This window comes from Mesorhizobium sp. M7A.F.Ca.US.008.03.1.1, assembly GCF_003997495.1.
In the GTDB taxonomy this organism is placed as follows: Bacteria; Pseudomonadota; Alphaproteobacteria; order Rhizobiales; family Rhizobiaceae; genus Mesorhizobium.
The window spans coordinates 1-24,078 of record NZ_RZRU01000010.1 but is presented as its reverse complement, the minus strand read 5'-3'; the positions used below and the strand labels follow the sequence as shown (position 1 = coordinate 24,078).

At 58.8% G+C, this 24,078-nt stretch carries 18 protein-coding genes and 3 pseudogenes; 1 reads left to right on the top strand and 20 read right to left on the bottom strand.

Features of this window, described 5'->3' with window-relative positions; genetic code table 11:
- Positions 1 to 499: 499 nt before the first annotated feature.
- The 17 genes and pseudogenes from EOA16_RS15580 to queC all read right to left on the bottom strand — a co-directional run bounded on the left by EOA16_RS15580 (position 500) and on the right by queC (position 19,044).
- Positions 500 to 1,645, bottom strand: coding sequence for a TlpA disulfide reductase family protein (locus EOA16_RS15580; protein WP_063170388.1), 1,146 nt, complete (start codon positions 1,643 to 1,645; stop codon positions 500 to 502).
- Positions 1,646 to 1,917: 272 nt separating this feature from the next.
- Positions 1,918 to 2,295: a hypothetical protein gene (locus EOA16_RS15575; RefSeq protein WP_024505270.1), complete on the bottom strand. Its 378-nt coding sequence runs from the start codon at positions 2,293 to 2,295 to the stop codon at positions 1,918 to 1,920.
- A 13-nt stretch (positions 2,296 to 2,308) separates the two neighbouring features.
- Positions 2,309 to 3,607, bottom strand: a complete 1,299-nt coding sequence (locus EOA16_RS15570) for a SidA/IucD/PvdA family monooxygenase (RefSeq protein ID WP_063169368.1) — start codon at positions 3,605 to 3,607, stop codon at positions 2,309 to 2,311.
- Positions 3,608 to 4,449: 842 nt separating this feature from the next.
- Entirely contained in the window at positions 4,450 to 5,322 is an 873-nt protein-coding gene (locus EOA16_RS15565) for a universal stress protein (protein ID WP_063169369.1), read from the bottom strand.
- Between the two features lie 95 nt (positions 5,323 to 5,417).
- On the bottom strand, positions 5,418 to 6,122 hold the full coding sequence (locus tag EOA16_RS15560; protein WP_224571202.1) for a response regulator transcription factor: 705 nt from the start codon (positions 6,120 to 6,122) through the stop codon (positions 5,418 to 5,420).
- 107 nt (positions 6,123 to 6,229) lie between these two features.
- Positions 6,230 to 6,709: a NifX-associated nitrogen fixation protein gene (locus tag EOA16_RS15555; RefSeq protein WP_024505267.1), complete on the bottom strand. Its 480-nt coding sequence runs from the start codon at positions 6,707 to 6,709 to the stop codon at positions 6,230 to 6,232.
- A gap of 16 nt (positions 6,710 to 6,725) precedes the next feature.
- On the bottom strand, positions 6,726 to 7,223 hold the full coding sequence (nifX, locus tag EOA16_RS15550; RefSeq protein ID WP_063169371.1) for a nitrogen fixation protein NifX: 498 nt from the start codon (positions 7,221 to 7,223) through the stop codon (positions 6,726 to 6,728).
- Positions 7,220 to 8,572, bottom strand: coding sequence for a nitrogenase iron-molybdenum cofactor biosynthesis protein NifN (gene nifN / locus EOA16_RS15545; RefSeq protein ID WP_024505265.1), 1,353 nt, complete (start codon positions 8,570 to 8,572; stop codon positions 7,220 to 7,222). The genes nifX and nifN overlap by 4 nt, the downstream gene beginning before the upstream one ends.
- Positions 8,573 to 8,580: 8 nt before the next feature.
- A complete protein-coding gene (gene nifE / locus EOA16_RS15540; protein WP_024505264.1) occupies positions 8,581 to 10,065 on the bottom strand; it encodes a nitrogenase iron-molybdenum cofactor biosynthesis protein NifE in 1,485 nt (494 codons plus the stop codon).
- Between the two features lie 61 nt (positions 10,066 to 10,126).
- Positions 10,127 to 11,668, bottom strand: a complete 1,542-nt coding sequence (nifK, locus tag EOA16_RS15535; RefSeq protein WP_024505263.1) for a nitrogenase molybdenum-iron protein subunit beta — start codon at positions 11,666 to 11,668, stop codon at positions 10,127 to 10,129.
- A 129-nt stretch (positions 11,669 to 11,797) separates the two neighbouring features.
- Positions 11,798 to 13,300, bottom strand: a complete 1,503-nt coding sequence (nifD, locus tag EOA16_RS15530) for a nitrogenase molybdenum-iron protein alpha chain (RefSeq protein WP_024505262.1) — start codon at positions 13,298 to 13,300, stop codon at positions 11,798 to 11,800.
- 87 nt (positions 13,301 to 13,387) lie between these two features.
- Positions 13,388 to 14,281 carry a nitrogenase iron protein gene (gene nifH / locus EOA16_RS15525; protein WP_024505261.1) on the bottom strand — a complete coding sequence of 298 codons (894 nt, stop codon included), beginning with the start codon at positions 14,279 to 14,281 and terminating at the stop codon, positions 13,388 to 13,390.
- 1,097 nt (positions 14,282 to 15,378) lie between these two features.
- Positions 15,379 to 15,575: pseudogene (locus EOA16_RS33145) on the bottom strand (7-carboxy-7-deazaguanine synthase QueE); the annotation flags it as partial.
- A 160-nt stretch (positions 15,576 to 15,735) separates the two neighbouring features.
- The gene (locus EOA16_RS15510; protein ID WP_063169372.1) at positions 15,736 to 16,488 is read right to left on the bottom strand and encodes a carbonic anhydrase; all 753 of its coding nucleotides are present in this window, start codon (positions 16,486 to 16,488) and stop codon (positions 15,736 to 15,738) included.
- A 770-nt stretch (positions 16,489 to 17,258) separates the two neighbouring features.
- Complete coding sequence (queE, locus tag EOA16_RS15505; RefSeq protein ID WP_164548811.1) at positions 17,259 to 17,984, bottom strand: 7-carboxy-7-deazaguanine synthase QueE; 726 nt, start codon at positions 17,982 to 17,984, stop codon at positions 17,259 to 17,261.
- A 5-nt stretch (positions 17,985 to 17,989) separates the two neighbouring features.
- Positions 17,990 to 18,346, bottom strand: a complete 357-nt coding sequence (gene queD, locus EOA16_RS15500; protein WP_063169374.1) for a 6-carboxytetrahydropterin synthase QueD — start codon at positions 18,344 to 18,346, stop codon at positions 17,990 to 17,992.
- Positions 18,346 to 19,044: a 7-cyano-7-deazaguanine synthase QueC gene (gene queC / locus EOA16_RS15495; protein ID WP_063170389.1), complete on the bottom strand. Its 699-nt coding sequence runs from the start codon at positions 19,042 to 19,044 to the stop codon at positions 18,346 to 18,348. Before queC ends, queD begins: the two co-directional genes overlap by 1 nt.
- Positions 19,045 to 19,413: 369 nt before the next feature.
- On the opposite strand from queC, the pseudogene EOA16_RS15490 reads away from it, so the two are divergent.
- A pseudogene (locus EOA16_RS15490) lies at positions 19,414 to 19,555 on the top strand (transposase); the annotation flags it as partial.
- On the opposite strand, the pseudogene EOA16_RS15485 reads toward EOA16_RS15490, so the two are convergent.
- From EOA16_RS15485 to hisC, 3 genes and pseudogenes are all read right to left on the bottom strand, one after another.
- A pseudogene (locus EOA16_RS15485) lies at positions 19,550 to 20,752 on the bottom strand (IS3 family transposase). The pseudogenes EOA16_RS15490 and EOA16_RS15485 sit on opposite strands and share 6 nt — an antisense overlap.
- A 254-nt stretch (positions 20,753 to 21,006) precedes the next feature.
- Complete coding sequence (locus EOA16_RS15480; protein ID WP_063169375.1) at positions 21,007 to 22,041, bottom strand: LLM class flavin-dependent oxidoreductase; 1,035 nt, start codon at positions 22,039 to 22,041, stop codon at positions 21,007 to 21,009.
- Between the two features lie 71 nt (positions 22,042 to 22,112).
- Positions 22,113 to 23,243, bottom strand: coding sequence for a histidinol-phosphate transaminase (gene hisC / locus EOA16_RS15475; protein ID WP_063169376.1), 1,131 nt, complete (start codon positions 23,241 to 23,243; stop codon positions 22,113 to 22,115).
- Positions 23,244 to 24,078 lie beyond the last annotated feature (835 nt).

The following is a 24,078-nucleotide window of genomic DNA, read 5'->3' as shown; positions in this document are numbered from 1 at the left end:
TGCTTGGTGATGATGAACTCGGCCAGCAGCTCGGCATCCGAATGGCCTTCCCATAAGCCGAAGGAATCCTGAGTACGAATGAGCCGCAGGAGGCATTTGACGAACGGGGAAGCAAGGGCCTCGTCGTCCCCGTGGACAGCAGGGCCAACCGGTTCATGAGGAATTTCGCTTTTCCCCAATTTCAGTACTCCTCTTGAAGGACGATCTCTTTTTCTGCGATGTGTGGTTCGGGCGCTTGCGTGGGCGGGGAATGGCTTGGGCGAGCCGATCCCACGCAACAGTGTCCCGTGGCCGACCTCGAGCACGTCCACCAATGCGAGACCTTTCACCGCGGCGCGAACGCCTGCGCCGCGGTTCGACCCGAGGTAAACGCAATGGAAATTCCACCTGCCGCAAGCCGCGCACTTTTGCGGCATCGACGTTATTGCTGCGAAGTGCGCCTGGGCGGGCGGATTTGCCGGTGTTCAATTCCAATTGTCATGCCCTTCGCGATCCTTGCTCAGGAAGTGACAGCGTTTTGAGTTTCGGAAGTCTTGTTTTGCGGAGCCACACAGAGACCCGCGTGACAGGCAGGCTCACCCGTGTAGTTGGCCAGGGCTTGGAGCAACGAGGTGAGGTAGCGCTGTTTGGTTTGGTCCGGCACTGGCTCCGAATGGTCCAGCGATTTGATTGCCACCTCGATCAACTCGATCGCCCGGTCCTTGTTGCCGCTCTCGTAATAATACTGAGCGACCGGAAAGTAACACCCGAATTTAAAGTCTCCATCGCCTTGCGGAGGATTAAGTTCCAGGATCTGTTCGGAGAGCTCCTTGCCCATCGCAAAGCGATCATCATGCGGAAGATGGGAGTTGTCGATCGTGGGATGGAAGAGTTGGTTCAGCGCCATCACCACCCAAGACATCGCTTCGAACTTTTTGTTGATCGCGTCCTCGACCAATTCGCGCATAAGCGGCAAGCCGGTTTTGATGTCGCGCAGCTTGTGAAGCAGAATATCCGCATGAACCCGCCGAAAATCAAAAGAGTCTGGCATCACGGCGAGGCCTTCTTCGATGGCCAATAGTGCCGCTGCCCAATCCTCGTCCTGCATCGCCGGCCCAAGTTTGGCGTATATCGGCTGACTCAGCGACGATTCGCGCACACGCGAGATTCGCTTTGCATCGACGGCTTTCGCTTCATAGCTGCTGCGCCAGCTGCCGTTAAGGACTTTCGGCAAAACGTCATCGAGAGGTGCCGGGTGGCCGATATAAGCGATGTGGCCGTCGCGGTCGACCACGAACGAGGTGGGAATCCCGAACGAAGAGCTGGGTTCCAGCCAGAGCTTTTTCATTTCGCCAGTGCAATCGAACGCTGTCCGATAATTCAGATTCGGGAACTTCTCGGTCAGCCAGGCATCCACGTTGGTCCGCGCTTCGTCCGCGGTTGCAGCCTTTTCGCAAGCTGCGACTCCGATAATCTCAAATCCGCTGTCTTTATATTTCTCCTGCAGTTCGATCAAATGGGGCATGGCGTGGACACATGGTCGGCACCAAGTCGCCCAAAATTCAACGAGGTAGACCTTGCCGGGCCGAAGGCTCGTGAGGGGCTCGCCACGCAGCCAGTTCTCCACTTTCAGCGCAGGAGCCGGGGACCCCATACGCAGTTCCATCTTGGTGTCCAAAGTCATTCCACACCTTTCGTCTCTTTTGTCGCGGAATATTTTCCAGTCAAAATCGGACACGGTCTCGAGGGCATTGCTCCCTCTCGCTTGCTTCAGCGGAGCTCTCACCGTGTTGCCGCACATCAAGCACGGCAAAGGGCATGCCAACCCTTCTTAGCTTCGGCAAGCGCCGGTACCGCCTTGAATAAGCGAGCCCTAACACGGCCAGCTGACGTTAACCTGAATGTCGGCTTTCGACGGCTCACCTTAGCGGCTGCCGTTTAGGAAGGTGAGAGTTTGGCTGGCCCGCTGGCGATAAGACCGGCTTCGGCGTCCTGGAGTAGTCGCACTTCGGCGATGGGGTCGAAAGTGCGGGAGAGGCTCGGTACCCTTGCAGCCACCGCCGCATGTGGCCCGGCGTCATAATTCGCGTCGCGGTTGCCAACGGCGGCGTTGGGCTCGATCCACGTGGCGTTGAGCCCGACAGCACGTAAAGCTGCATCGTGATTGAATGCCCTTTGCTGTTTCACGCCAAGCAGGAGTCGCGCGACGCTACCTTGCTCAAGCGCGAGCAGAGCGATCTGACGCCGTAGGAATATTGCTCGTCCCGCTTTTGCCGCCAGAGGCGGAAATCTTTCCTGAATGCCACCGCCGATCATCAATATCGACGAATCATATCCCGCTGCCCATTTGTTCGACTCCGAGGTCGGGCCAGCACTCCGTCAAGGGACGGTTGATGAACCCTAGATGCTCGGGATTGGCGCATGGCGCGCGCCGCAGAAGGCTGTCAAGGATGCGGCGCGCTCGCCAGGCCAGCAGCCCAAAGTTCGGATCAGCCAGCCCGCGCTGTCCAAGGCAGGCGTTCTGAACGAAAAGGCGTCGGTCTCGCGGTCCGTCCCAGTACACCGAAAAATCCTCGCCGATGGCGAGCTCATTGCCGATCTGTTCGAGGCGATCTGCGATCGGTTCTAGGAAACCCGGCAGCGGTTTCTCGTACCCGGTGGCCAGGATGACGATATCGGCGGTTACTTCTCCGATGTTGTCCAAGCCGCGTTGCAGCGTGAGCCTGTGCCCTGCTCCGGCATTGATGCAGCGCGACACGTTGCAACTTGGCCGCAATGTGATCTCGCATTGGTGTGGCTCGAGAAAGGCGTGGTGGTAGAGCGCCTGATAGACCGCGCGCAACTTGCTTTCTGAAATGCCCTCGGAGGCAAGCGCGAAACGCCGCAGGAACAGCTGTCGATGCACCTCGCTCATCGCAGCAAAACGATCCGAGAAGCATGGCGTGAACAGCCCGTTTGTGAACGCGTGGTCGTCGAAAGGCATCTCGCGCGTCAAGACCCATGTGATCGCCGCGGGCCGCCGTTCTTTCGGCCGGCCGACAAGGTGCAGTAGCAGCTCGGCTCCCGACTGTCCGCCGCCAACAACGCAGACATGCTTTTTTTGCACCTCAGGATTGATGTGGGCCAACTCAGATGAGTGGAACAGGTTGGGTCCAGTCCAGCCATGAAACTGAGGCGGAATTTGCGCCTGCTTGCCTATGTCGATGACGAGGTTTCTTGCATCAAGGACCGCGTTGTCCGTCCGCACGCGAAACTCGCCGTCAAAGCGGATTTCGCGAACGGCCTCGCCGCCACGGACAAGCGGATTCTTCTGGAACGCCCAGTTGAGATATTGGGCGAACTCGGCTCTAAGCACCCCGTGAAATTGCGCATTGAGGAAATTGTAAAGACGCCCGTTCTCGTGGAGGTAGTTTACGAATGTGTAGGCTGATCGCGGATTGACCAGAGTAACCAGATCCTGGAAGTGGCCGACCTGGAGCTCCGCGCAATCGAAAGCGCTGCCTGGATGTCCTCGGAAATCGACCTCCCGGTCCAGGAACAGTGCCCCTTGCGCAATCTCTTCCTGTATCTGACACGCAAGGCTCAAATTAGATGGTCCAGCACCCACACCAATACAAAAGAGGTCCACTTATCCTTACTCCTCTAGGAGTGTTTTCCAACTCAGCGGCATGTTGACGTCGATTGCCGGGCATTGAGCAATGCGAACCTCACAGGCATGCTTGAGCCGCGGTCCCGACTGAGAGGACAGCAAAAGCGTGTGCCGCCTTCCAGGTCTTGGGCTCAATGTCGGCGGCATCGACAGCGGCGCGGCGTGATCCGAACCCAAGAGCAGAAGGAAAGTGTGTGATGCTGTCGCGCGGCTCTTCCGGATCTTACGGCGGCTTCTAGCGCCGGCCTCCACCCCAGGAGTGGCTGTTTCCCTGCCACGACGGAAGCGGCTCTTTCTTTCGAGGGGCGTAACCATGGATAACGGCTCTTAATGCTTTCGGAGACTCCCATGCATGCGGCGTGCCGGATAAAGACCTGTCAAACCAACGAGTTCGCGCAGTTCCAGCTCGTCTGGAATCCGACATTGTCGCACGCCCGACGATCGGGCAGGGGAAGCTCCGCGGCAGCGGCCCTTGCACACCGCAGGCTGACAGGGACAGCCGCCGATTTGACGCGCGTCCGGGTACTGATAAGGGGCCTTCCAACAGGGTTCGCGCACGAGGCGGGGTCTCCTGGTACACCCGCCCTGTGGCTTGGCTGCGGTCTGCTGCAGCCGTTCGTCTTTACTGCCCGTTGCGGACGATCTCGCACGAGTTGGTTCACGAGAGCGTCGTGAAGCAGTCGAGGCGTCCGGTTTGGCTCTGACAAGCGTCGCAAGATGTTCGCGGATCCAGCCATGTCTCCGCAATCCGACCGGTAACCGACGACGACTTCGGACTGGTTGGCGGTCCTACGACCTGATCGGTGTTCCTACGGAGCTGATCAGCGAGCCAAAAACAGCGGCAATGTGGTCTTCCCAAAGCTCCAGCTCGGCGGACCGCCGAAAATCCGCTCACGCAGCCCACGGCTGCCATAAGCACCCATAACCATCATGTCAGCACAGATGTCGTTCGCGTGCTGGGTCAGCACTGTGCCCGCCGATTTGCCGGCGCTCTTAAGCAGGTCAACGGAGACCCGAGCACCGTGCCGAGTAAGATAGGCAGCGATGTCAGCTCCAGACTGCGCGCCTTTCCCGTTGTTTTGCGCCTTTGGATCGACCATAGCGACACAGACTTCCTTGGCAGCGGATAGGATACTAAGAGCTTCCCGAACCGCACGCGAGGCCTCTACACGCGAATCCCAGCCGACCAGCACGCGTCGAGGCGACAGCGTCGCCTTAACGCCCTTCGGCACGATGAGCACCGGCTTTCCGCTATCGAACAAGCAGCCGTTGACAACAGGAGGTCCGAGAGTCTCATCGTTGAGGAGGTCTCCTCCAACGATCGTCAGGTCAGCGCAGAGCGCCCGCTGTCGTGCCACTTCACCGAGGCTAGCCGGATCGCAATAGTCGGTGTCAACGTCACAGGAAAGCGACATAGCTTTCAGCCTTTTGAGGATATCCGCGGACCGTCTTTCCATTCTGGTCACGTCCTGTGAAAATTTCTCGATTTGCTGAAATCGATAGTTCGGTACTGCAATTGCCTGTGCACGTCCTGTATTCCATTCGGGGGGCGGAGACGACATCAAGAGCAATGGAGGCGGTATAATGAGTACCGATAGGTGCGCGCCGACCTCGGCACACAGTCCGGCAGCTGTTGTGAGGTCCTCATCAGAATGATCAGCACCCGTCACACTGAATATGCTTTTAAATTCCATTTGCCTGCTTCTCCTGGTCTTCGTTAGGAGCGCCTCAAAGCGGCAACACCGCTCTCAGGAGGAAGAGAGAGCGGCACCACGTTCGATCACCGATTTCAGTCGTCCGGCTTCTCGAGCGAGTAGCCGGCCGACCTGACGGTGCGAATGACGCTGCCGGGCAAGGCCGTTTTCAGCGCCCTCCTGATTCGGCTGATATGGACATCGACGGTGCGTGCACCGACATGAATGTTGGGCAGCCAGGCCGCCCCGATAAGCTCGTCCCGGCTGAAGACCTTGCCGGGGGCCTCAATCATAAGCCGCAGCACGTTGAAATCGATCCGTCCGAGATGGATGTCGTGGCCATTACCGCGAACCCGATGGGCATCGAGCTTCATCTCCAGGCCTCCACAACAAATCCAACTGTCGTTTTCAACCCCGTTCGGACCACGCTTGGTCAGCCCGAGCCTCGCCCGCAGGCAGTCGAGCAGCTTGGCCGGAGCCACCGGCCGCACAAAGCTCTCAACGCCTGCCTTCAAGAGATCGAGGTGCTGGTGCTCGGCGCCAGGCGCGATCAGGGCGATGATAGGCAGGTCGGTGGTGCGCGGTTCCCGCTTGAGGTGGGCGCAAATTGCGGACCCGTTTATGCTGGCTGGGTCGCAATCCAGCACTACGGCCTGAAGCTCCCGTTGTTCGGCCAAGGCCAGCGCAGCCTTCGCGCCGTCTGCCGTCTCACTGCTGAAACCGTCAACCTCCAGTATGTGGCTGTAGAGCAGATAGAACTCGGCATCTTGCGAGCAGATCAGGACCAGCGGCTTCTTCATCGGCGATACCCCAACAACCTGGTCGGCCTCGAGTCCCTGGATCGAGGGGACTGGCCAACATAGTTTCTCGGGTCCGTCATGATGGCCTTTCTCGAAAATCGCGCCCATCATGCCAGCGCCACGTGGGGAAAGGTTTCGATGACTGAAATCGCATCGTCGACCAGCTTCGTACCGGCCGTGGCGAGCTTCAGGAGCGTCTCGAAGCCAAACCGGTGGACATCGCGCAGCGTTTTGGACAAAACGACCAGCCGTCCGGTCGTGAAAAGCACCCGACCAAAACCCTCATGGCTCACCTGGATCATCGGCGATGCCATAAGGCCGCAGCGCTCCTCGATCGCAAGCCCGATGGCGGCGTAGTACTTGTCGAGCCTCCACAGCACGTCGGGATCGGGATCTCCGATGATTGGGATCCCTCGGCGCTGTTCCTTGGTAATGATGAAGTCGCCCAGCAGCTCAGCGTCCGCTTTGCGTTCCCACGAGCCATAGGAATCCTGAGAACGGATCAGCCGCACGAGGCATTTGACGAACGGGGTGCAAAGAGCCGCCTCGTCTTCGGCGACAGCTGGGGGGATTGCGGGGTCAGGCATTGGCGTCCTCCTCTTTTCAGTCCTCGTCCTCGAAGGACGGTTTCTTTTCGGCAATGCCCGCTCGCGCCAGCACCTTGCGCAGCCAAGGCGGAGGACACGTCCTGAGCATCATCTGCGTGCGCAAGAGCACCTGTGGGATCGATTGGGGCTCCGCCACTTTGATCGGGTGGATTTTTGCCGCGACAAGCTTGGCTGCCGAAGGGCCGCCAATTGCCAGACAAAACAGGATCTGACAGCCCTTGAGCGCATCCACCTTTGGCGTGATGCGATCATCGCGCTCGGCCCGATGCTCCCCGCTTTCATCGGACACGTCATCGAAGGCCACGGCTTCTACGAGATTCCATTCCTCGCGCGTCACGTCGTAGACAGCAAAGCGCCTGGCCGACCCGAAATGGGCGTTGAGGTCCTGCATGTCCTGAGTGGCGATCGCAACGCGCAATGCGCCCTTACGTCGTTCAGGCATCGGGGCGAAAACCTCACTACTGACCAGCGAGAGGCGGCGAACAGCGTTCATCGTGATATTTCTCGATTACGGAGTGGATCAAGCGCCTCAGGAGTGGGCGCGTGTTGGTTGGCCTGGAAGATGCTGGCGACCTCGAAGATCATGTCGCGGGTGCCCTGATAGAGAATTGCGAGCTTGTGCTGGCTGCCTAGTCGATCGAAGACCGGGAACCCGATGCGCATGAGCGGAATTCGGAGCCGCTCCGATGCTTGGCGCCCGTGCGAATGCGTGACAAGCAGGTCAGCACCGACGGCAAGACTTTCCAGATCGCCGAGATCGCCGATCTGAACCGAAACCGCCGGGACTTTCTCGAGAATTTTAGACCTGTCGGTCGTTGTGACGGCCGCGGCTATCTCGGAGCCGAGGCCAGCAAAGAAGGTCGCAAGTTGGAACAGCTGGTCTGGTTCGGCAGCGATGGCAATTTTCTTGCCGCCGAAATGGAAATGTCCGTCGAGCATCGCGTCCTGCAATTGCGCCCGGCGCCGGCGCACGCGGGCCGGTACCGCCGCGCCCGAAATCGCAGACAGCAGCGACACGAAGCGGTCCGTGTCCTGCAGCCCAGTCAGTGACTGGAACAACACGTAAGGCACGCCGGTCAACCCGTGCAGCGCTTTCGCCGGGCGGCGCATGTGCTCACCGATGGCGATGCATTGCATGGCCGTGCCCAACTCGCGAATGTCTTCGACGCTGGTGCCGCCGTATGTGGTCGCTACCCAGCGGTCAGGAACCGTACCGTCGAGCGAGCCTGAAATGTCGGGCAGAATAACCGGCTTGAGCCCAAAGCTTTCAACCATGTCACGCATATGCTCGATGTCGGCGACAGTGAGGTTGCATCCGGGCAGGATCGCGATCTTCTTCGGCTGCCGCGCACGTTCGCCCGAGCCTGTAATCCCTTTGATCATTGCGGTGACTGCCTTGGCCCAGCCCTCTTCGATCGCGCCGTCAAAATCCGGCGTGTTGGCCAGCACGACCTCCGTACCCGCAAGCTCTTGCGTGTGCTTCAGCTTGATGTTCGCAATATCACTCGCGCAATCTTCGCCACGCGTCTCCACCAGCGCGGTCGTGCACACCCCGATCAGCTTTGGCTTCGTGCGGTTCTTGAGGTTGAGGATGGCTTCTTCAAGATGGTCGGCAGCGCCGAGGATGGTCGCCACCTCATCCATCGCTGTTGTCTGCAATGGAATCGTTTCTTTGAAGTGCCGTACGAAGAGCACGAGCGCGAAGCTTGTGCATCCCTGGCTGCCGTGGAACAGCGGCATCGCGCCGTCGACCCCAAGAAAGGCAAAGGCGGCACCCAGCGGCTGCGACGACTTCAGCGGGTTCACCGCCGCGGATTTGGTCTGGGGAAGGATGCGGGCCATCGGTCGCCTCAACACTCGCTGAACTCGTGTGCCGTCGCGCCGGCGAATTCATCGAACAGGTGCCCGGACTCCTTCTTCGTGCATGGCAGTTCGTCTTTTAGATCAGGCTGGCAATCCCACGGGGCCGGCTGGCGCACCTGAGACCAGACCGGATTGTGAATGGCGAGGTCGATCTGGCGTACGAGTTCCACCATGCCGGCATAGCCGGCATAAGGGTGCTGGCGCTCCTGGTTGATATCGAGCCAGGGCGTCTTGGCCTTGAGCGCAATGAATTGCGTGCGACCGCCCGACAGCATGATATCGGCCCTGTGTTCAGAGAGCATGGCGTACAGCTCGCGCGCAGCCATGTATTCGAACATATGCTTGTCGTGCTTGAGAACTTGTTTGATGCGCTCCTTGTCCTGCACCGTAGATTTCTTGACCGAGGTGCCGACGATCTCGATTCCGATCTCCATCAGCGCACGGACAACCGACCAGGACTTCACACCGCCTGTGTTGAGCAGCACGCGCTTGCCTTGGAGCCTTTGCCGGTAGGATTCGAGTTTCTTCCACGCGATCGCCTCCTGCTGCGCGATCAGCGTCTCCGTGCGCTCGAGGATCTCCGGATCGGCGCCCTTCCTCACCAGCAGCCTGACAAGGTTGCGAAGAGCTTGCGATGTGTCGGAGATGCCATAGAAGGAGCCCTCGAAGAACGGGATGTCCCAGCGCTCCTCCATCTTGCGGGCAAGACTGATCAGCGCGGTCGAGCACACGATCATTGCCGCCCGGGCGCGGTGCGCGGAAGCAATGTCGCGGTAACGCGCATCGCCGGGAATGCAGGCGCGCACCCGGATGCCGAGCCGATCGAGGAGCGGCTTTACAAGCCAGAATTCGCCCGAGAGGTTGAATTCGCCAAGGATGTTGATGTCGTAGGGCCCGGGGTCGTCGGGTTCGACCGTGCCGATGACATGATCGAGCAACGCCTCGGCGGCGAGCTTGTTGCCGAGGTTCTTGGAGCCTGCCAGGCCAGGCGCATTGATCGGCACCACGGCCAAACCGAACTTTTCCGTGGCGCGTTTGCACACGGCCTCGATGTCGTCACCGATCAGCGCCGTTACGCAAGTTGAGTAGACGAAGATCGCCGGCGGCGCGTATGTGTGCTTGATCTCGCGGATCGCCTTGAAGAGTTTCCGCTCGCCCTGCCCCATCACCAGGTCGAGTTCGGTGAGGTCGGTCGTGAAGCTTGTCCGCCACAAGGTCGGCCCTGACGAAACCGCACCACGGTTGTCCCAAGAATTGCCCTCGCAGGCGAGCGGCGCATGGACCAGATGCGCAACGTCGGTGATCGGCTGCAGGACGATCTTGGCTCCGTCAAAGGCGCAGCCGCCGGCTGCCGCCCCTGGTGTCAGCGACTTCGAGCAGCCCTCCTTGCGCGCCTTGGCATCTTTGCCACGGTTCTTATCGCAGGCGGGCTCATCGAAGGCGTCCTTGATTTTGGCGCTGAGGGAGGACATCGCTCAGCCTCCCCAGTCCATTGGGCAAGGAATGGCCTCGGCGAAAAGCCGGCCACGGCTCTTAGCGCGTGAGGTCATAGGAATAATCCGTCACACCCGTCTCGCTCGTCTCGCGATCGAGTTTGTCGAAGATCTTGTCGAGGATCGTCGTCAGCACGCGCAACGCGCCCTGGTAGCCAAAGAGCGCAAAGCGGTGATGATGGTGCCGATCGAAGATCGGAAACATCAGCCGGATCAGCGGCGTTCCGGTGTCGCGCTCCAGGTACTTGCCGTAGGAATTGCCGATCAAAAGGTCCACCGGCTCGGTAAAGAGCAGCGAGCGCAGCGCCCACAGGTCCTTGCCCGCCCAAACCTGGGCAGCCTTGCCGAAAGGCGAGGATGCTAGCAGCTTCTTCAAATCGGCTTCCCATGCCGAGGTGCCATTGGTGGCGAGGCAATGGGTTGGCTCGCCGCCGGTCTCCATGACAAAGCGGGCCATTGCGTGAACGAAGTCGGGATCACCGTAGATGGCGTATTTCTTACCATGCAGCCAGGATTGGCTGTCCGCCATGGCGTCTACCAGTCGGCCGCGCTCGAGGCGAATTGCCTCGGGAATCTCCTTGCCGGAAATCGCCGCGACCTCCATCAGGAATTCGTCCGTCGCCTGAACGCCGAGCGGATAGTGGAACGAGGCCGTCGCCTGCCCGACCTCCTCGCAATAGCCCAGTGTCTTTCGGGTGTTGTGATGCTGCAGCGAAAGCGTTGCCTCGGCGTTGAGGGCCTTCTTCACCTCGTTGATCTTCGTGCCCCCGTCATACATGCGGTATTCACCGTCCGAAGGCGTATCGAACTGGTCAGAGGCATCCTGGATCAATGTATAGGACACGCCCATTACATCGAGCAGGCGCTTGAGCTCCCGGTTGTTGCCGACGCAGAAGCCGTCGAAGCCCGGAATGATGTTGATGGTTCCTTCGATTTGCGTACGCTCCTGACCTTTCCAGAAGTGCTCCAAAATGCCTTTGACCATGTTGTCATAGCCGTCGACATGACTGCCAACGAAGGCCGGGGTGTGGGCAAAGGGCACGTCGAAGTCGCGCGGGACTGAATCTTCGTCCTTGGCGTTCTGGATGAAGCTGTGCAGGTCGTCGCCAATGACCTCTGCCATACAGGTCGTCGACACGGCAATCATCTTGGGGTCGTAGAGCTGGTAGGTGTTGGCGAGCCCGTCGACCATGTTCTTCAGGCCGCCAAACACCGCCGCATCCTCGGTCATTGAGGAGGAGACCGCCGCGGCAGGCTCCTTGAAATGGCGCGACAGGTGCGAGCGGTAATAGGCGACGCAACCTTGGCTGCCGTGGACGAAGGACATGGTTCGCTCGAAGCCGGCGGCAGCGAATACCGCACCCAGCGGCTGGCAGGCCTTGGCCGGGTTCACGACAAGCGCTTTGCGGGCGAGGTTCTTTTCGCGGTATTCCCACGTCTGGGTGAAATCGCGCTGATCGGAAACGATTTCATCGGGGTGCGGACATTCGAAGTTTAGCTTCTTCTCAGCGAGCATCTTTCTGTATTCCGGCTCGCGGAACAGGGGAGCGTGATCGAGAATTTTTTCAGCCGACTGCGGCATGATGATTACCTCTTTTGCATCTGGCTGCGCGGGACGGCAGCTCAGGACGTCAAGACGTTCCAGGCTCCGGCGGATCAGAGGCCGCGGGAGTTCACCGTCTCAGTGGGAGACTGGGGCTGAAGCAAATGTTTATTCGGCAGCCATCGCCCGCTCATCGCCCCGGCTTCTTTTCCAAGGCGCGTGGAATAGGTCCCAGACCGGGTTGTTAATGGCGAGATCCACATCACGTGCGAAAATGGCAAAGCCGTCGTAGCCGTGATACGGGCCTGAATAATCCCAGGAATGCATCTGGCGGAACGGTATGCCCATCTTCTGCACCGGGTATTTTTCTTTGATTCCCGAGCCGACCAGATTTGGGCGAATCCCTTCGATGAATTTCTCCAACTCATAGCCGGTCACGTCATCGTAGATCAGCGTGCCGTTCTTCACGTAGTGGCCGGTGCGCTGATAGTCGTCGCTGTGGGCGAATTCATAGCCGGTGCCCACGATGACCATGCCGAGGTCCTCGTAGGCCGTGACGACGTGGCGGGGGCGCAGGCCGCCGACATAGAGCATCACGGTATTTCCTTCCAGGCGCGACAGGTACTTGGCGATGACCGCATCAACAAGCGGCCTGTACTTGGCAATGACCTTTTCGGTCTTCTCCTCGATTTCCGGCCCAAAATGCTTGGCTATGTTGCGCAGAGAGGCTTCGATCTGGGAGGGACCGAAGAAATTGTACTCCATCCAGGCGACGCCATACTTTTCCTCCATATGCCGACAGATGTAATTCATCGACCGGTAGCAGTGGATAAGATTGAGCTTAGCCTTCGGGGCGCGCTCGATCTCTGCGAGTGTGGCGTCACCCGACCAGTTGCCAACCACGCGCAGCCCTATCTCCTCAAGCAGTATGCGCGAGGCCCAGGCATCGCCGCCGATATTGTAGTCGCCGATGACGTTGACGTCGTAGGGGCCGGCCTCGAACTTGACATCCTTTTTGTCGAAGACCCAATCCCGGATTGCATCATTGGCGATGTGGTGGCCAAGCGACTGCGAGACGCCGCGGAAGCCCTCGCAGCGTACCGGCACGATCGTCTTGTCATACTCCTTGGTCTTTTTGCGAGAAACGGCCTCGGTGTCATCGCCAATCAGGCCGATAGGGCATTCGGACTGCACGGTGATGCCGTTGTTGAGCGGAAACAAGACTTCAATCTCGTCAATGATCTGTTCCAGCTTCTTGTCGCCGCCGAAGACGATGTCCTTCTCCTGGAAATCGGAGGTGAACTGCATTGTCCCGAACGTGTCGACGCCCGTTGTACCGACGTAGTAGTTGCGGCGCTGCGACCAAGAATATTGGCCGCAGCCGACCGGGCCGTGCGAGATATGGACCATATCCTTGACTGGCCCCCACACCACGCCTTTCGAACCAGCATATGCACAGCCGCGAATCGTCATCACCCCGGGAATGGACTTGATGTTCGATTTGACGTCGCATTCGGAAAGGACCTCGCTTTCCCCGCCAGCCTCGTTGCCGCTCTTTGCGACGTTGAGGTGCTTCTTGCGGCGCTTCGCCGCCTTGTCGGGATAATGCGACAGCACCTCTTCGATAAGCTTCGCATGAAGAGCACCGTCATTCTCGTATTCCCGGCTCATGAGTCCCCCTTTCAAGGTTGGGTGACGCCTCAAAGAATAGGCGCCGTTCTCTGCAAGGCGCGCCGATTCATGGCAGCGCTAATGTCACTACTGGGCCGCCGCCTTCGCCGCTTCCTTGGAGTGAAGCTCGGCAAGCATCTGCTCGTCGGTCTTCATGATGCCGAAGTCGAGCAGCATCTCCTCCAGCTCCTCCATGGTGATCGGCGTCGGGATCGTACCCTGGCCCGAATTGGCGTGGATCTTCTCGGCCAGAGCGCGGTATTCCCCTGCCTGCTTTGAGTCCGGCGCGTACTGGATCACCGACATCTTCCTGAGTTCGGCATGTTGGACGATGTTGTCGCGGGGCACGAAGTGGATGAGCTTGGAATTCAATCGGCCAGCCAGTGCTTCGGCCAGATCGAGTTCGCGGTCGGTTTGACGTTCATTGCAGATCAGCCCGCCCAGCCGCACACCGCCCGAATGGGCATATTTGAGGATGCCCTTGGCGATGTTGTTGGCGGCATAGAGCGCCATCATCTCGCCGGACATGACGATATAGATCTCCTGGGCCTTGCCTTCGCGGATCGGCATGGCGAAGCCGCCGCATACCACGTCGCCGAGGACGTCATAGGAGACATAATCGACATCGTCATAAGCGCCATTCTCCTCGAGGAAATTGATCGAGGTGATGACGCCGCGGCCGGCGCAACCGACACCCGGCTCGGGGCCGCCGGACTCCACGCACTTGATGCCTCTGTAGCCCACCTTGAGCACGTCCTGGAGTTCGAGGTCTTCCACCGAGCCTTCCTGTGCGGCGAGATCCAGGACGGTATCCTGAGCTTTCGAATTCAGGATCAAGCGTGTGGAATCGGCTTTGGGGTCGCATCCTACGATGAGGATTCTCTGCCCGAGGTCGACAAGGGCAGCGAGCGTATTTTGGGACGTGGTGGACTTGCCGATGCCGCCTTTTCCGTAAAAGGCGATCTGACGCAGACCTGACATAATAGCTTTCCTTCCTTCGTTCTAATTATCGCGACTGCCCGCGACACAAGTGCCGATAGGCAGCTCGTGCCGCCTCACACCAAGCATCGCAAAAAGCGTACCAGCGTGATCGGCCGATCCCAGAAGAAACTTTGTCATTAAATTCCAGCCGCTTAGACGGCGGCAAAACGCGCGAACGGGCCTTTCAGGCGTCTGTCACGGACACGACAAAGCCGACACAGATTGTCGTGCGCCATCCAAACCGCCGTGTGTCGAGCTCGAAGCGGGAGAATGGGGAAGTTAGCCCAAAGCTGATGGCGAGACCATCGGAAGACATCGGCTCTTGTCTTTCCAGCCTGCCATTGATCGGGCGGTCGCTGGATGAGCAGGAGCCTGGGGCTTGACCGCGGCGCGGGTAGTTCAGGCAGGCTTACAGAGCGGGAACGCCGGCGGCCGATAGACATCCGCGCTTAACCTTTCATAGCCCGTCTACAAGTTGGTTCCGCCGACGCGCTATATGGAAGCCAAATAATTCAGTAGCTTAGCCGAGAGCATTGATTTTTTCAGAAAGATACGTGTTATACGCGTATGAACCGCCGAACCCATGGTCGGCGCCCTCATGCGCGTGAGACCCCGTTGTGGGCGAGGCTCGCGACTGGCTGCACGATCCTAGCCGGCCTGCTTGCCATTGAGTTTGGTCCCGCCGCGGTAGGCTGCGGCATCAAGGGCAACATCAGCTACAACACTGGCAAGAAGATTATCACGTTCTTGGACAGGAATCTTACTGGGAGACACGCATCAACCTATTGAAGGGCGAGCGGTGGTTTTGTTCAGAGGAAGCTGCACGAAAGGCGGGCGGGCGGGCTTCGAGAGGTTAGTGTCGCGGCAGCTTGCAGATCTGCCCACGGGGCCGCCACGATCGCAAAGTGTGTACAAAAGCGCCCTCTCTGCCGAACTGAACAGTGCTCACGGCCATAGCCTCGGATGAGCCCGACTGGCTTGACCTCTGCATGATGAGAGCAGCTTTTACACCAGGTGCGCAGCACATGTCTTTAACGAACGCATCGTCTTCAAGAATATAGAGAGCAATTCGGAAAACCGAGTAGTTGGCGGCGAAGCTAGGAGAAGGTATACACTACCCTCTTGTTACCCCAGAGTAGAACGTGCAGCTGCGGCAAGACGCGGGCTTCGAACCACCTGTCGCTGGTCACCTTTTCTACCAGCGGTTCCATGCGCATCATATTCCGTCGGACTCGACAGAGACGTCTTCATTACCACGGCGGGGCGGCGTGTGATTGCCGGGTTGCAGACAAACCTCGCCGCGACGTATTTGGGACGAGTGGTGTCGGCACCGAATCCCTATCATTTAGACTAGCCAGCTTGGGGAGCGCCGTCAGACCGCCAGACCGGAAGAGGAGGCTTCGCGCCAACTTGTGCCAAGAATGTTGGACCGTGCGGAACCGCTGGGGCGGCGCTCAACTCTGGCGCAGGATGAAGCGTCGATTGGGTGAATGAATAGGGCGCGCGTTCGACGGGTAGAGTGAGGCAAATCGCTGGATGTCTGCCGGATCAACGTCAACCGGTTCCATCGCCACCATCCACTCGACGTTTTCGGTGCACGGCGGCGTCGTCAGTGAGCCCTCATAAGTCCAATAGCCAAGCGAGGCTGGCAGAAGCCAGTTGGGATTCACCTCGTCGATCGTCACCTCCCCATTCGGCAGTTCGGGAAAGGCCGCAGCAAGGGCAGCAAAGCTGGCATTTGTCGCGCCGGGCGTTAAAAAGACGCCCAGCACGCCCAGAGTACCACTTTGCGTGTCCTTGTGAACGAAATGCACCTCCATCGGGAAGCTCTTGCCCGCCACGTGATGTTCGCTTGGCGCATGGAAATGGAACTGTACCAGTTCGTAGACACGATCGCCGCGGGTCAGCGTGCTGCCTTGTGGCATATTGATTTGAATGGTGTGGCCGTTGTTCACCATATTGCCGCCGCCCTTGTGCCAGCCGATGGCGATATGCGGGATATCCGCCTTGACCGCGCTGTTGATATTGATCGGCGATTGCTGCGTGCCGGCAGAGCATACGAAATTTTCCTTATCCAGATCAGCCCAGTGCTCCGGTCCGACCGGACCGGTGTACCCCCAATGGGCACTGGTCGCTTGGGCGGCTTGAACGCAAATCCGGCATGCGCCGAGCGCAACCAACCCTTTGATCAGGTGACGACGATACATATTACTTTTGCTCCTCTTGCGAACTGATGTTGGTGGCTGCCCTAATGGACGCGTGATGGCCAATCGGCGCGGCCAGTATTGTCCTTTGCAACTGATAGATGCCCGCACGCCTTGGCGTGCTTTCATAAGTGCGGCTGCCGTTTCTCGGCTGGCCGGCTTCTGCAGCCCGCAACGGGGGCAGTTTCAACCAGCTAAACGATAAAAAATTTTAGCAGACCAGCGCTTGACCCCCGCCGCAAAGGCACAGGCGAAGGTGATCACTGCGCGGCTGCCGTTCGCGCCGGAGGCCGCATCGCTATACTTTACACTCGCTGCCCAAGGAGACGCAGGCGACCCCAATACGTTTTCATCGCTACTCCCGACGCAGCCGACCCACGCCACGAAAACGTTGCTATATTTCACGTTGGGCCAATGAGGAAATCGATCTTCTTTATGGAAGGCATTTGCGCAATGGATGCATTCCCATGCTGACAGTCGTGCGTCAGGCCGGACAATGAGATACATCGATAAGAGCTGGACAAGGATGAGGGGATGACGTGCTTGCGACGGAGCAGGTGGGGCGAGAAGGCCAGTTCTTGCGGATTTCAACTTTGCGTGACGACAGCTCATCGGAGTCAAGGTGACACACGCCGGCAGCGGGGTGTCCGGGCGGTTTCCAGCCGCACAATCGCGAGACCGCTGACGCGAACAAAGCTCGGCTGTACTCGGCACGCGAAGAGAGCCTGCCAAGCCGTTGGAGCCCGGCCTTCCGGTGCGACGCAAGCCACAGACTAGACCGCCCTCTTGTTACCCCAAAGCAGAACGTGCAGCTGCGGCAACACGCGGGCTTCGAACCACCTGTCGCTAGTCACCCTTTCGACAAGCCATTCCATTCGCATCATTATTCCGTCCAAGTCGACAGAGGCGTCTTCACTGCCAGGGAGCGGCGGCGTGTGATTGCCGGGTTGCAGATAGATCGGAAGGTGCGGATATCTCGCCGCGACTTCTTTGGCGTAGGCATAGTCACTCTCGTCGAAAACGACGAGCTTGAGCACGATTTGCGGCTTCTCTTGCGCCGCTTCGAGGCATGCATCAAACGCAGCCCAACGGGTCGTCATCTCGCTGGACGGCGGCTTTGGGCTAAGGGTCAGCACGTCAAGATCCGCAAACCACTCCCTCACCACGGAACCCTGCGTTTCCAGTGCAAAACGATAGCCCTCGCGATGGCCTCGTTCTATGAGGGGACCGAACGGCTGAATGGCCGGGTTGCCGCCTGACAAGGAGACCATAACCGGCCTGCCGCCGGAAAGCGCATGGACGGTTTGCCACACGGCATCGATCGGCATCGGTAGCCATTCATGGCGATACTGATTGTCCACCGCGTGAAGGCTGTCGCACCATGAACAGCGATAATCACATCCGCCGGTTCTGATGAACACCGTCGGCAAGCCGATGAGCACGCCCTCGCCCTGGATAGTCGGCCCGAATATCTCGCTCACACGGATTGCGGGATGCATGTCGGTCACGGACGGTATTCCGCCCAAGTTTTCGGTGTTTCGCTAACGCGCACGGCCGCGGTCTGCGGCAGACGTGCCTTGCACCATTCATAGAAATGTCTGGCCAGGCATTCCGCCGTGACCTTCTCATGTCCCAGCACGTCGTTGAGGTGCCGATGGTCGAAGCTCTCGTCAATGTAGCGTTTGAGCGGCGCCAGATCGTGATAGTCGCGCACGAAGCCGTGGGCGTCCAGTTCCTTGGCCGACAGCTCCACTACGACGACATAGTTATGCCCGTGCAGGCGCGCGCATTGATGGTTGGGAGGCAAGGAGGTGAGCTGATGCGAGGCCGAGAAGTGGAATTCCTTGCTGATGTGGAACATTACGCGCGCCTCCTGCGCAGCGCCTCAAGCCAGAAATCGGCGTCCTCGTAGTCGGTGGGATCAGCGTGCCCGGCGAGATGGAACGCTTCGCGCCGCTCGACGCAGGTCCCGCATCGTCCGCAGTGACGCACGCCGCCCTTGTAACAGGACCAGGTCTCAGCAAACGGGGTGCCGTATCTTGCGCCATCCGCAACAATGTCAGCTTTTCCGAGATTCACATACGGTGCATAGAGGCGTATCTGCGCATAGCCGTCGAGCGCGCGGTCTTGCATTGTCTGGAAAGCTTCAATGAAGGCCGGACGGCAATCGGGATAGATGAAATGGTCCCCACCATGCACGGCCGCCGCCACCGCTTCGGCGCTGTGGGCGGCGGCGAGACCGAAGGCGATTGCCAACATGATGGCATTGCGGTTCGGCACCACCGTAATCTTCATCGTGTCTTCGGCGTAGTGGCCGTCCGGCACGTCGATACTGCTAGTCAGCGCTGAGCCGGAAAGGCCACGGCCAATTTCGCCGATGTCGATGATCTGGTGCGGGACCTTCAGTCGCTGCGCGCAAAGAGCGGCGAAGCCCAATTCCTTCCTGTGCCGTTGGCCATAGTCGAAAGATAGAAGGCCGGTGAGTTCGTGCTCCGCTGCCACCATGTGAGCAAGGGAAACGGAGTCCAATCCGCCAGAGCAGACGGCGAGAGTCTTCATCATTGGTATCCTTGTTTTGACCGGGTAAGGCTGCGACCGGAGATTTCTCTGCGCCCCCACTACTCCAGCGACTCAGTTTTGTGAACCGGGAGAATTTGCGCTCAGCCCGATTGGAACGGGAGTGCGTCGCGTCCAACACGCGTGATCAATAAAAGTTGAGCGCTTCAGCAGTTTGTTTCGCATCGCGCCAACTTTCGCAACCTGCTGTCCGATCGTCGACTTCGAGACAAGGTGATGTTCGGCCGACATCGGCTGACTCTTAATTAAGCCGCAGAACACATGTTGGCTTTCTGGCCTTCGCTTGTGCGGTTGGCGAGGGCGACATGGATGCCAGCAAATTTGACATTGGCGACATCCGCCTGGAGAACCCTGCGCGGCGCGATTGAGGCCGCAGGCGAGCCTGCTCTAACTGCCGCCCTACAGTCCCGACTTCAATCCGATTGAGAACGCCTTCGCCCAACCTAAGGCGCTGCTGCGAGCAAAGGCCGAGATAACCATCAAGGCTCTATGGGACTGACGTTGCCCCAGCAGTTTTGAGTTCGTTTCCGGCGTGGGTTGTGCCCTGCTGGGCGGGTGAAGCGACGGGCGCTGGCGCGGAGCCTTTGGCATAGCGCAGCGCGAGCGACCGTCGCGGATTGAAGGTGCTGGCGAACTTGGCCGGGGTCTGCCAGGGGGGAGTGCGGCCGCGCGGTGTTGTAGTCGGCGTGCCACAGGGCGATGGCTACGCGCGCCTGAGCCAGCGAGGTGAACAGCGTCTCGTTGAGCAGTTCATCGCGCAGTCGGCCGTTGAAGCTCTCGATGAAGCCATTCTGCATCGGCTTGCCGGGCGCAATGTAATGCCATTCGACGCGGTTCTGATCCGCCCAGGAGAGGATGGCGTTCGAGGTGAACTCGCTGCCATTGTCGCTGACGATCATCCTGGGCCGGCCCCGCTCGGTGATGAGCCGTCCAATTCGCGGGCAACCCGCATGCCCGAGAGAGACGTATCAACGATGAGTGCGAGGCACTCTCTCGTGCAGTCGTCGACGACGGCCAGGATGCGGAAGCGGCGCCCGTCGGTGAGCTGGTCCGATACGAAGTCGAGCGACCAGCGCTCGTCGGGCCTCAGCGGCACCAGCATCGGCGCCCTGGTCCCGATCGCCCGCTTGCGGCCGCCACGGCGGCGACGGCGAGCTTCTCCTCCCGATAGAGCCGGAACAGCTTCTTGTGGTTCACGACCAGGCCCTCCCGCCTCAGCATCACGAGAAGACGCCGGTAGCCGAACCGGCGACGCTCCTGCGCGATCGGCCTTCATCCGCTCGCGAACCTCGCGGTCGTCCGGCCTGCTGGTCTGGTAGCGAACCGTCATGCGGCAACAGCCGATGGCTTTACACGCCCGCCGTTCGCTCATCCCGAAGCCTTCCTTCAGGCGAGCGACAGCTTTCCGCTTGGCGGCGGGCGTCACCATTTCTTTCCCACAAGGTCCTTCAACGCGGCATTGTCGAGCATGGCGTCGGCCAAAAGCCGCTTCAGGCGCGTGTTCTCGTCCTCCAGCGCCTTCAGGTCGCCGAGCCTCGGTGACATCCATCCCGCCGAAGCGGGCCTTCCAATTGTAGATCGAGGCGTCGCTGACCCCGTGCTTGCGGCACAGATCGCCAACCGATACCCCGGCCTCGTGTTTCTTCAAAATTCCGATGATCTGCTCTTCAGAGAAGCGGCTGCGTTTCATGTCCTGGTCCTCTGGATGGGCCAGAACGAACTTCAAACCGGATTAGATCAGAGGGGCAAGGTCAGGACGCCTCGGCGCGGTCGTCGACCTCTTCACCCCAGCCGAATGTGCCAACTACTTCAAAGCCGCAGGATATGACCTGGATCAGATAGGACGTGCTCCAATGGTTTACACCTGACACAGGAGTCCGGCCCCCACAACCGTTTCGCAATGAGGAGCAGCGCTGCCGCTGCTCCTCCAATCACACGACGGATTCACGATGCGGCAACTCGAGCCATGATTTCGGATCCAATGGCCGATGCGGTGTATAGTGAGGCATCCAGCGGCAAATCCCCAAATGCCAGTTGACACAGAAGATAATTAGCACCTGCCTCTTCCAGCTGATCAAGGAGAGCTTTTCGGACAGAATCTGCCGTTCCCACGACGCACAATTCACTTTCAATTGCTGCATCGAAGTTCAAAGGCAAGTTTGGTGGAGTGGAAATGGCATTTAGTTCGTATAGAAATTTGAAGCTATTGAGCCATCGTTCATAGGCAGGTGCTGCGAGCAAATACGCATCTGTTTCAGAACGCCCTATCACCACCATTCGGAGCAATCCAAGAAATGGCGCTTGCTGGCCAATGTCAGCATCGTGAATTCGGGCGGCGCGGAACGCGTCGGTAACGCTGCGAACAGAAGTGGAAGGTCCGACGCAGGCGATGTTTGCCCCATTCGCAGCGGCCCAGCTAGCCGGCTCGGGTCGATTGGTGGCGATCCATGTCGGCGGACGGGGATATTGGTGAGGTCTCAACGTCAGCGGAACATCTTTCAACTCAAAGTGGCGGCCCTGATAAGAAAGCGTCCCGCCTTTCATCGCATTGATGAGAATCTCACTGGCCTCCGCATACTGTTCTGGTGCTGCTTCTACAGCAACCCCGAAGTATCCCAATTCAGTGGGAGCAGAGCCGCGCCCTATGCCGAGTTCAAGCCTGCCGCCGCTCAACTGATCAAGCATGCAGATCTCCTCGAAGGCACGCAGCGGATGATAGAGCGCAAGTAGCATTACCATGGGACCAACACGAAGACTGCGGGTTCGCTGGGCGACGCTCGCTAAGAACAAATTCGGTGATGGACCTCTGCCATGCGGCGTACAGTGGTGCTCGGCGAGATGATACGCATAAAAGCCATAGCCATCGCACGCTTCTGCTAGGCTCAGCCGATCTGCATATTGTTGTGCGATGTCATCGCCGTTTTCGTCCAGATGATCGAAGATGCCGAAGGTCAGGCCCGAAGCGGAAATTTTCTTCAATTAATTGTTCTCCAAATTACCTATATTTATTCGCTAATCATCATAGCTCACGACATATCATTACTTGATGCTTAATGTGAATCGACTTCATGCTTGTGAGCACCGCGATCCTTCTTAAAGTTCATACAGACGCGTTCGGCGGCAGCAAGGAATTTGTCCATCTGCTCTGTGGTGCCAATGCTGACGCGAATACAGTTCTTCAAATCTACGTCAGGAAAGCTGGCGATGAGGATCGCCTGCTCTTTCAACGCGGCTTGCCAGCATGAGCCCTCCTGTCCCGCCGGCACACGGGCCAGCAAAAAGTTTGCGTGGGAGGGTGTTACGGAAAAGCCAAGTTGCAACAGCGCCAGGGTCACTCGCTGTCGTTCATGCTTGATGTGCCTGTGGTTCTCTTCGTAGGCGTGGCGATGCGCAAGAATGCTTTTCCCGACCGCCTGCCCGATCACGTTCATGTTGAAGACATTCTGGATGTTGCGCAGCCTGCCAATGATTTCTGGGTGACCGAAACCGAAGCCGACTCGCACGCCAGCGGCAGCATAGCTCTTTGAAAAAGTCCTCAAGATCAAAAGATTCGGATGTCTATTGACGAGGCGCAGGGCATTGTCGGGTGCGAAGTCAACGTAGGCCTCATCCAAGACGACCAAGCGATCTGCTTGCTCCACAAGGCGTTCGATTTCGGCCACCGGCACGAATGTTCCGGTCGGATTGTTCGGATTAGCCAACAGAATGAACTTCGCGTCTTTTGCGGGGCCGGACAGCAGTTTTTCTATCGGCAGGGGATGAGCTTCGCTCGATGCGATTTCGAGAAACTCGGCACCCTGCAACATGGCAAGTTTACGGTTGAACGAAAATCCGGGCGACAGCATTGCCACTCTATCTCCTGGGGCGAGGAAAGCTCTGTAGATGAGTCCGAGCAGCTCCGACGAACCGTTGCCGGCAATCACCTGATCTTTGGAAAATCCGTAAGCATCGGAGGCAGCTGCCCTTAAGCTGAGATTGTCGTCTTCCGGATAAAGATACTGGTGTTCGATCGCAGCAATTGCACTTTGCATTACGCTCTTCGGCAACGGAAACGGGTTCTCGTTCGTATTTAGCTTAACGCAGTTTGCATCCGTCGCTGGTCCGTTGGACGAGAGAGCATCTAATTTGCTGGCCACCGGCGAAAAAAGCGAAAGCACGGTCTTCAGTTTTGCATCGCACATGTTCTTCTCCGTTTTTCAGTCCCGCAGGGCATGTGACATGAGGCAATCGTTGATCGTGACTTGATCGACGTTCGGCTATATCAGCGCTGCCTTCCCACCCTGGTGGGGATCGCCGACCACGGTTTGGATTTGACACCGGGAAGCTGTCGAGAACCTGATGACGACCCAACGTTTGGCCGACGGCCGATTCGGCGCAACAGACGGTGTTTCAACATCGCATCGTCCTCAAAGCCGCATGCAGGGCCTGCACGACAGCCCGTCTCCAGCGCCCGCAGATAGGTGGAAGCCGAAGTCTTGCCGAACCTCAGTTGCTCTGCCACCTTGGCCCACCGGACTGCCCTGTTTATGGGTCAGGCGCAGGATATCTCTGACGCTCGTTCGTCTTGCTTGCTTCCGTCTTGGCATGGGCTCTCTCGGTTTGCTGATGAGAGAGCCAAATACCGGCTCATCTGAGCATGAGACGCAGGCCTGACGATATGGAGCGTCGCTGGTGGCGCGCGTAGCCGAGAGGGTTCGCCTCGCTGGCGGGGCATGCAAGACGGCGCACCTCCTTAGCCATCCTGTCCCATCGTCTCAGATCGTGAGGCGCACCTTATAGTCGGTGAGGAGATCTTGCAGGGTCAGGTTACGCCCTAGCGCTTAAGGTTGTTGGTCGCACCGAGCAAGCGCGGGACCTGTCGACGGACAACAGCGGTGCCACTGCCGGCACTAGGTGTGAGCTTTCGAGAGGTTGTCCATTCGGACCGGACCGAGGAGACTGGAGTTACCACGCTTCAGCATCCATCGGAGGGTCCGAATGAACATCCACAAGAATGCCCGTCTCACACCGCTGCGT

Excerpts from the sequence above, each read along its gene's own strand:
- EOA16_RS15580 (WP_063170388.1), bottom strand. The coding sequence starts at position 1,645 with ATGGAACTGCGTATGGGGTCCCCGGCTCCTGCGCTGAAAGTGGAGAAC.
- nifD (WP_024505262.1), bottom strand. The coding sequence starts at position 13,300 with ATGAGCCGGGAATACGAGAATGACGGTGCTCTTCATGCGAAGCTTATC.
- nifH (WP_024505261.1), bottom strand. The coding sequence starts at position 14,281 with ATGTCAGGTCTGCGTCAGATCGCCTTTTACGGAAAAGGCGGCATCGGC.
- hisC (WP_063169376.1), bottom strand. The coding sequence starts at position 23,243 with ATGTGCGATGCAAAACTGAAGACCGTGCTTTCGCTTTTTTCGCCGGTG.
- nifE (WP_024505264.1), bottom strand. The coding sequence starts at position 10,065 with ATGTCCTCCCTCAGCGCCAAAATCAAGGACGCCTTCGATGAGCCCGCC.
- EOA16_RS15565 (WP_063169369.1), bottom strand. The coding sequence starts at position 5,322 with ATGGAATTTAAAAGCATATTCAGTGTGACGGGTGCTGATCATTCTGAT.
- EOA16_RS15575 (WP_024505270.1), bottom strand. The coding sequence starts at position 2,295 with ATGATCGGCGGTGGCATTCAGGAAAGATTTCCGCCTCTGGCGGCAAAA.
- EOA16_RS15555 (WP_024505267.1), bottom strand. The coding sequence starts at position 6,709 with ATGCCTGACCCCGCAATCCCCCCAGCTGTCGCCGAAGACGAGGCGGCT.
- EOA16_RS15510 (WP_063169372.1), bottom strand. The coding sequence starts at position 16,488 with ATGTATCGTCGTCACCTGATCAAAGGGTTGGTTGCGCTCGGCGCATGC.
- queE (WP_164548811.1), bottom strand. The coding sequence starts at position 17,984 with ATGCATCCCGCAATCCGTGTGAGCGAGATATTCGGGCCGACTATCCAG.
- queD (WP_063169374.1), bottom strand. The coding sequence starts at position 18,346 with ATGTTCCACATCAGCAAGGAATTCCACTTCTCGGCCTCGCATCAGCTC.
- nifX (WP_063169371.1), bottom strand. The coding sequence starts at position 7,223 with ATGAACGCTGTTCGCCGCCTCTCGCTGGTCAGTAGTGAGGTTTTCGCC.
- queC (WP_063170389.1), bottom strand. The coding sequence starts at position 19,044 with ATGAAGACTCTCGCCGTCTGCTCTGGCGGATTGGACTCCGTTTCCCTT.
- nifK (WP_024505263.1), bottom strand. The coding sequence starts at position 11,668 with ATGCCGCAGTCGGCTGAAAAAATTCTCGATCACGCTCCCCTGTTCCGC.
- nifN (WP_024505265.1), bottom strand. The coding sequence starts at position 8,572 with ATGGCCCGCATCCTTCCCCAGACCAAATCCGCGGCGGTGAACCCGCTG.
- EOA16_RS15560 (WP_224571202.1), bottom strand. The coding sequence starts at position 6,122 with ATGAAGAAGCCGCTGGTCCTGATCTGCTCGCAAGATGCCGAGTTCTAT.